Annotated in this window: 5 protein-coding genes and 4 tRNA genes; 6 read left to right on the top strand and 3 right to left on the bottom strand. The window is 43.3% G+C overall.

Going from position 1 to position 6,174, the window contains the following annotated elements:
* Positions 1-570: 570 nt before the first annotated feature.
* Together pssA and AB4185_RS14715 are read right to left on the bottom strand one after the other, a co-directional pair.
* Positions 571-1,911 (bottom strand): CDP-diacylglycerol--serine O-phosphatidyltransferase, encoded by a 1,341-nt coding sequence (gene pssA, locus AB4185_RS14720; RefSeq protein ID WP_372135608.1) that lies wholly within the window; start codon positions 1,909-1,911, stop codon positions 571-573.
* A gap of 91 nt (positions 1,912-2,002) precedes the next feature.
* Positions 2,003-2,434: a GNAT family N-acetyltransferase gene (locus AB4185_RS14715; protein WP_372135607.1), complete on the bottom strand. Its 432-nt coding sequence runs from the start codon at positions 2,432-2,434 to the stop codon at positions 2,003-2,005.
* A gap of 66 nt (positions 2,435-2,500) precedes the next feature.
* On the opposite strand from AB4185_RS14715, the gene murB reads away from it, so the two are divergent.
* A complete protein-coding gene (gene murB / locus AB4185_RS14710; RefSeq protein WP_372135606.1) occupies positions 2,501-3,547 on the top strand; it encodes a UDP-N-acetylmuramate dehydrogenase in 1,047 nt (348 codons plus the stop codon).
* Positions 3,544-4,509 (top strand): bifunctional biotin--[acetyl-CoA-carboxylase] ligase/biotin operon repressor BirA, encoded by a 966-nt coding sequence (gene birA, locus AB4185_RS14705; protein ID WP_017059800.1) that lies wholly within the window; start codon positions 3,544-3,546, stop codon positions 4,507-4,509. Before murB ends, birA begins: the two co-directional genes overlap by 4 nt.
* Before the next feature lie 7 nt (positions 4,510-4,516).
* Here birA and coaA read toward each other — a convergent pair whose 3' ends face one another.
* Positions 4,517-5,440, bottom strand: coding sequence for a type I pantothenate kinase (gene coaA, locus AB4185_RS14700; protein ID WP_017066910.1), 924 nt, complete (start codon positions 5,438-5,440; stop codon positions 4,517-4,519).
* Between the two features lie 210 nt (positions 5,441-5,650).
* Here coaA and AB4185_RS14695 point away from each other — a divergent pair.
* The 4 genes from AB4185_RS14695 (at position 5,651) to AB4185_RS14680 (ending at position 6,058) form a co-directional block, all read left to right on the top strand.
* Positions 5,651-5,726: transfer RNA gene (locus AB4185_RS14695), tRNA-Thr, on the top strand.
* Between the two features lie 44 nt (positions 5,727-5,770).
* Positions 5,771-5,855: transfer RNA gene (locus tag AB4185_RS14690), tRNA-Tyr, on the top strand.
* A gap of 39 nt (positions 5,856-5,894) precedes the next feature.
* Positions 5,895-5,969: transfer RNA gene (locus AB4185_RS14685), tRNA-Gly, on the top strand.
* Between the two features lie 13 nt (positions 5,970-5,982).
* Positions 5,983-6,058 (top strand) — tRNA-Thr (locus tag AB4185_RS14680).
* Positions 6,059-6,174: the final 116 nt, after the last annotated feature.

Raw genomic sequence — 6,174 nt, 5'->3', positions numbered from 1 at the left:
TTTACTTTAATTGGTATAAAGACACCGAACCCCTGCACTTCATGCTATTCCGGCACATATCAGAAAGCCTAGTCTGACGACTAGGCTTTCGTCGTTTCCTGCGTATGTGTTTTGGGTTTTAGTAGTAGATCCTTATCGCTAGCTATGAAGTACTTCTCTATATATCGGGAGGTGCTGCTTGGGAATATAGGTGGTCACTTCTAACTCTTAAGCTAAATAGAGCAGAGCACTAATCTGATTGTTTTACTATGTGAAATTCTCTATCGCGTACGTACTTCGCCCTAAGGAGTGAGACTTTATTGCTTGAATACGTAAAGGGTAATTGTCGATTATGTTCGTATTGGTACTCGTTTAGCTGCTATCTAAACCATACCTGATACACGTATCTGGAACCCTGAGACTGACTAAGGAAAAGGTAGGATGCTTAACACTTCAAGCTATCACACTCACTATGCATAAATAGAGATGTTGATTCGAAAGACCATCAAACAAACCTAAATAGCTATCTCGTAGATACAAAAACGCCTAGCGTTTGCTAGGCGTTGATAAATAGTGTCTCTAATACATCGACTACAGTATTTGCTTAAGCACCCTATCGGCTTTCACACGAGTGATCTTACGAATCAACTTCTGAACTTCCATCGGGTAGCTCTCTACCTTGTCTAACTGCTTATAAGTACAGATAAGCTGAGTGTGTTGAAGGATGTTATCCACTTCAGCCTGAAACTTGTCTGTTAGGTGATGGTAGTTATCTTGGATAAAGATACCGTTCTCTAGATCTAGCTTCCATGCTCGAGGGTTTAGGTTATTGCCTGTTAGTAGCATGTAGCGCTTATCGACCCAAATCCCCTTTAGGTGGAAGCTATTGGAATCGTGTTGCCAAAGTCGAATTGATAGATTACGGCTAGCTATATGAGCTTCATTCGCTTTAGCGAAACGACGTAAGTTCAATTCGTAAAGGTATGGTAAACCGCCAATCGTTTTAAACTCTTCTTCTGGCGAGATAAAGAAATCATTTGCTGTCTTATCGCCAACAACAATGCTGACCTTTACGCCTCGCTTAAGCGCTTTCTTCACTTCTTTAGCTAGGCTAGGTGGGAAGTTGAAGTAAGGTGTGCAGATAAAGATTTCATCTTTAGCTTGAGCGACGAGTTGATTAATTCCCTGATTCAGTCGGTTACGCCTCTTACCGATACCAACTAATGGTGTTACAGCAACTTGGTCTGCTGAAACCTCTTGACCATCGAATTGATACTGAGATCTTGCCAATGATGCACGAAACTGACGAATCGCTGGTTTCAGTTCTTTGGTCACAGGCTTGTTCTTATCAGCCAAGTCATAAACAGCGCTGTCAGCAACCATCTGTTCGTGTACGTAGGTAAACATCGAGTCCGCAAGAGTTGCGTTGTTTAAAACGTGGTAACGATCAAAGCGATAGCGGTCATGGTAATTTAGGTAGATATTGTTAAGGCTTGCGCCGCTGTATATCACGCTGTCATCGACGATAAAGCCTTTTAAGTGCAATACGCCAAAGACTTCTTTGCCGCGAACTGGAATGCCATAGACAGGCACAGCGTGCTGATATTTTTCTGCGAACTCTTTATACATGGCCGCATTGCCTTCAGAAGACTCTGCGCCAATCAATCCACGCTGCGCTCGGTGCCAGTCGACACAAACACTCACGTCTAATTCTGGATTCTTTTGCTTTGCTTCATATAAGGCAGTTAGGATCTCACGGCCAGCCTCATCATCTTCAAGATACAAAGCGACTAAACTAATACGAGTCGTTGCGCGAGATATCTCATCAAGTAGACGAGTTCGAAACTCTTGCGCTGATAGTAGTACTTCAAACTTGTCAGGATTCTGCGCTATGGTTGGCAACTGTATGAATGGATTCCTACTGGCAATCATATTGACTGTTTTACCTTAAAAATATGCAAAATTGCGAACCTTTAATTTTACCAAAGGGATAGCATCAAATACTAGATAATCGAGGCATTCTCTAACAATTTTGCTGAAAATGCATAGGAATGAGATCTTTTCCGCTATTCGAATAGCGCTCGTATAAAACTCTTAAACCATTTGGTAGATCTTTAGGGTCTACTTGTACGAATTTGTGTCGCGCGTAAAAATTGGTGAGATGAGCGTACGCAAAGCAGTAATCATCTTCCGTAAGCGTATGTTGCGCACAATAATCCATAAGCTGGGAGCCTAATTGCTGACCACGATGTTGTTTTGATATCGCCATACCGGTAAGTAAGCGATTATTTTCTATTGTACGAAAACGCACGACACCGCACAGTTCGTTATTCAGCAATAACGAATAGATCAGTTCACTCTTATTCGCTTTTCCCGTTGGGTAATGTTCTTTATAGAAACGTTTAACTAGGGGAACCTTTACTGGGTCTAATTGAGTAATGATGACATTGTTCATTCAGTCACTGCGCCATTGGTTTATCTGCTGTAGAATGACCGCAGTGTAAGTTAATTGAATATCGTCATGCAATTCCATCTCAATGCTAGTTTAAAAAATGTTCATACTTTCTCCATCGATCAGACGTCTGATGCGTTGGTTGAAGTCACCACTACCGAAGAACTGATTTCGCTTTACAAAGACCCTAAATGGTCAGGTTTCCCTAAGTTAATACTGGGTAAGGGCAGTAATATGCTTTTTACTGAGCACTTCGCTGGCCTAGTCATTGTTAATAAATTAACCGGGATTGAGTTGACCGAAACGGACAGTCATCACCTACTGCATGTTAGTGGGGGAGAAGATTGGCCAAACTTAGTCGAATGGAGTGTGGATAAAGGGCTGGGTGGTCTAGAAAATCTAGCAATGATACCCGGTTGTTCAGGCTCTGCTCCGATTCAGAATATTGGTGCGTACGGCGTTGAACTGCAAGATATATGCAAGTATGTTGATATCCTATGTCTGGATACTTATACAGTTAAGCGATTAAGCAAGGAAGAGTGTCTCTTTGGTTACCGAGATTCTATTTTCAAACATGCTCTCTACGGTAAAGCGATTGTTGTTGCGATTGGTTTAACGTTGCCGAAAGAGTGGGAGCCATGCAATCACTATGGCCCGTTAAAAAGCCTAGCAGCCGATACGCTCTCCCCTCGCACTATATTTGATGAAGTATGCGCTATCCGTTCAAGTAAGTTGCCAGACCCTAGAGTCCAAGGCAATGCGGGCAGCTTCTTCAAAAACCCTGTGATCACCAAAGATCATTTTGATCGCTTGTTCGCTCTATACCCAAACATTGTCGGCTATGAGAGCAATGACATGATCAAAGTCGCTGCAGGCTGGCTGATTGATCAGTGCCAGTTCAAAGGTGTGACTGAAGGCGGTGCTCAAGTTCACCCAAACCAAGCATTAGTTATCATCAATTATGATGAGGCTTCTGCTGTGGATATCCTTAAGCTTGCAGAGCGAGTGCGCCAGTCCGTTTTGAATAAATTCGATATTCGATTGGAACATGAAGTGCGCTTTATGGGACGAGACTGCGAGACAAACTTGGATAAGGCTTTGGAGTCATTGGCATGAGAGAGCACAGTACCAAGCTTGCACTATTGAGATGTCTTGCTGACGGTGAGTTTCATTCAGGTGAAGACCTAGGTGAAATGATTGGCGTATCACGAGCGGCTATCAGTAAGCACATTAAAGGTATTCAAGAGTGGGGTTTAGATATCTACCGAGTACAAGGCAAGGGTTACAAACTAGCCAGTCGTTTGGATATGCTTGACCAAGACAAATTGTCTGCAGTTAGTCGCGATGCTTCTCTTGAACTCATTCCCATCATAGGTTCTACAAACCAACACCTATTAGAGCGCACTAACACCCTCGAATCGGGTTCTGTCTGTATTGCTGAATATCAAGCTGCGGGTCGTGGACGCCGTGGACGAGAGTGGGTATCACCATTTGGTGCAAACCTCTATCTTTCAATGTATTGGAGACTCGACGCGGGGATGGCTGCCGCAATGGGCTTAAGCCTTGTGGTTGGTGTAGCTGTTGTTGAAGCTTTGGAAGAGATGGGCGTAGAAGGTGTAAAGCTTAAATGGCCGAACGACCTTTACCACAATGACAAGAAGCTTGCAGGTATCTTGGTCGAGCTGTCAGGACAGTCTGGCGGCGCTGCGCATATTGTGATTGGTTTAGGGCTAAACCTATCCATGGATCCAACAACATCAGGTATTGGCCAGCCATGGACTTCCCTTAAAGAAGTGTGTGATGGGAAGGTGCCAGACCGTAACCAGTTAGCGCAGGCTCTGATCAATGCTTGGGATAAGTCACTTGTCGACTACGAGTTGAAAGGAATGTCCAATTTTTTAGAGCGTTGGAACCGCTTGGATAATTTCTTAGGTCGCAATGTTAGATTGATCATTGGACCTAGAGAAATTGAAGGTGTTGTTCAAGGCATCGATGAACAAGGTGCTGTATTGCTCAAAACTGAGAATGGTGTCGAGAGCTATATTGGTGGCGAGATATCGCTAAGAAAAGGCGACTAAGGCGTTACTATTTTCTTAGTAACACTTCTTCAACCATATGATCTGCGCCTTTACGTAGAATCAGGTGAGCCCTTTCTCTTGTCGGAAGGATATTTTGTTCAAGGTTCAAGCCATTAATTGAACTCCAGATACCTTCTGCTTTGTCCAATGCGGCTTGGTTCGATAATTTAGTGTAATGACTAAAGTAAGAGCCAGGCTTAGTAAACGCGCCATCGCGGAATTTCATAAAGCGATTGACGTACCATTCTTTGATTTGTTGGCTATCAGCGTCAACATAGAGTGAGAAATCAAGGAAGTCTGAAATAAACACGCGATGTGGCTCGTGTGGATAATTCATTCCGGTTTGTAAAACATTAAGCCCTTCAATAATAAGCACATCTGGTAGGTCGACGCACTTAACGTCATCAGTAATATTGTACGTAAGATGCGAGTAAACAGGGGCTGTGACATTTCTCTTGCAAGCTTTTACATCCGAAACAAAGTTCACTAAACGCTTGATATCGTAAGATTCAGGAAAGCCCTTTTTGCTCATCAACCCTTTCTCTTCTAACACCTCGTTTGGATATAAAAAGCCATCGGTTGTCACTAGTTCAACTTTTGGGTGGTTTTCCCAGCGAGAGAGTAGGGCTTTAAGCAGACGCGCAGTGGTACTTTTGCCAACAGCTACGCTACCCGCAATACCGATGATAAAAGGTGGCGCTTTCTCTTTCTTATCTAGAAATTGGTGGAGTACCGAGTTTCTATTCTGTCTGGCTGCCACATAGAGGTTCAATAGACGAGATAGCGGTAGATAGATCTCTACTGCCTCTTCCATTGTGAGCTTTTCATTGATGCCTTGAAGCTCTTTTAAGTCGCTCTCAGAAAGTGTCATCGGAACTAAATTCCTTAGCTCAGACCAACGTTCGCGGTCAAATGACATAAATGGGCTCATACAAAACTCTATAGTGGATAACAAAACAAGTGCATGGAAAATACATCAAGCGATAGATAAATAAAATATCTTCCTGTACTAGATGCGGGTTAAAGACGTAAACCTTGAGCTAAATAGCCGTATGTAGGAGTTTGGTCAGAGAATTTTGCACTTTTTTTCAATTTACTATTGCAAGGTGGAAAATCATTCAATAAAATGCGCCCCACTTGTGCCGACTTAGCTCAGTAGGTAGAGCAACTGACTTGTAATCAGTAGGTCACCAGTTCGATTCCGGTAGTCGGCACCACTTTCTCCCTTCCTATAAGGCAAGCGAGAGAAAGCTCAAAATTTGGAGAGGTTCCCGAGTGGCCAAAGGGAGCAGACTGTAAATCTGTTGGCACTGCCTTCGATGGTTCGAATCCGTCCCTCTCCACCATATTCTAAAGGTTAAATAGCTCAAACAGAGTTACGTGTTGCGTGCATCGTATAATGGCTATTACCTCAGCCTTCCAAGCTGATGATGCGGGTTCGATTCCCGCTGCACGCTCCAACTCATTTTGTGTGCTGATATAGCTCAGTCGGTAGAGCGCACCCTTGGTAAGGGTGAGGTCCCCAGTTCGACTCTGGGTATTAGCACCAGTCTAAAGCTTCTTCTCCTTTAATAAAGAAAACCATTTTTTTTGGTTGCGTGGTCTTATTTTAAGCCACCTAATCCGTACCTAGAGGGACACCCCATGTCTAAAGAAAAATTTGAA

The sequence above is a fragment of the Vibrio sp. 10N.286.48.F5 genome (genome assembly GCF_041469785.1).
Classification (GTDB): Bacteria; Pseudomonadota; Gammaproteobacteria; order Enterobacterales; family Vibrionaceae; genus Vibrio; species Vibrio crassostreae_C.
Note: the sequence above shows the minus strand (reverse complement) of the source record. Positions and strands in the feature narration are given on the sequence as shown.